The organism is Hansschlegelia beijingensis, from assembly GCF_045505405.1.
In the GTDB taxonomy this organism is placed as follows: domain Bacteria; phylum Pseudomonadota; class Alphaproteobacteria; order Rhizobiales; family Methylopilaceae; genus Methylopila; species Methylopila beijingensis_A.
In genome coordinates, this window is the sequence record NZ_JBJKEX010000553.1 from 1 (window position 1) to 1,199 (window position 1,199).

Below are 1,199 nucleotides of genomic sequence, written 5' to 3' on the forward strand. Positions count from 1 at the left end.
GACCTGGTCGCGCAAAGCCCCGCCGGCCAGCCTATCCGCATCCTCGAGATCGGCGCCGGCTCCGGCGCCTTGACCCGCCGGCTCGCCCCGCTCGCACGCGATCCACGCGTGACCCTTGTGGTGACGGATCCGGACGCGACCGCCGCGGAGCGGCTGCGCTTCGCCTTCGCGGGCGAGCCTAACGTCACCGTCGAGCAGTTCGACCTGGCCGCCGACGGCGCGGATGTCGGCAGGTTCGACCTCGTGGTCGGCTCGCTCGGCTGGGGCGCCCCGGTGGCCGCGGCCGACGCCATGCGCCGGCTCGGCGCCCGGATCGCGGACGGCGGACGGCTCGTGCTGGCGGCTCTGGAGCCCACCCCGTTCCTGGACGTCGTGTTCGGCGTGCAGGCCGGGTGGTTCGAGCGCTCCGCCTCGCCGGAATTCCCGGTGGGCGGCGCGAGGTCCTCGGCGGACTGGATGGCCGACCTCGGCGACGCCCGGCTTCCTGATCAGGCGATCGCCCCGGTCGCGGGCGCTCGCTCGCCGATCTCGCTGGTGCTCGCCGCCAAGCGGCGGCGCGCGACCGCCGCAGTCGAAGCGGCCGCGCATGTCGCGCCGCTCGTGCTCGTGGCTGAAACGCCGGGCGCGGCTGAAGGGCTCTCGCTCGCGATCGCCCGTGCGATCGAGGGTCTCGGCCGACCGGTCACCGTGCATCAGGCGACCGCAGGCGCCGGGCGTTCAAACGGCAAGACCAATGGCCATGCTCATGCCGAGCAGGGCTGGGCCCCGGCGGCCGAGCTCGGGCTGCGGGCCCCCGCCAAGGGAGCGACCGGCGCTTCGGCCGATGTGATCGCGGTGTTCGACGCCGCTGAAGGCGCGCTTTCGGCGGCGACCGCCGACCGGGCGGGACGGCTGCTGTCGCTCGCTCGCTCAGTCCACGACGTCTCGGCCCGGCTCTGGGTGGTCGCGCCCGGCGCGCTCGCGGGCGGCCTCGGCGCCGGCGAGGATCGTCCGGAACAGGCCGCGCTGACCGGGTTCCTGCGCGTGGTGCGCAACGAGCTGCGCGGCGTGGACATCCGTCTGTTGGACGTGTCCTCGCAGCTGAGCCTGGACGACGCGGCGCGCGCCGTGGCGGCCGAGCTCGCCGCGCCCAAGGACGACGTCGAACTGGCGATCACGCCCGAGGGCGTGCTGGCCCCGCGGCTCCGGCCCGGCCTGCC

The 1,199-nt window shown here is 75.5% G+C and carries 1 protein-coding gene; it reads left to right on the forward strand.

The features are described 5' to 3' along the window. Positions 1–1,199, forward strand: a 1,199-nt coding sequence (locus tag ACIKT0_RS18625; protein ID WP_407106798.1) for a class I SAM-dependent methyltransferase, incomplete at both ends; no start/stop codon positions are given.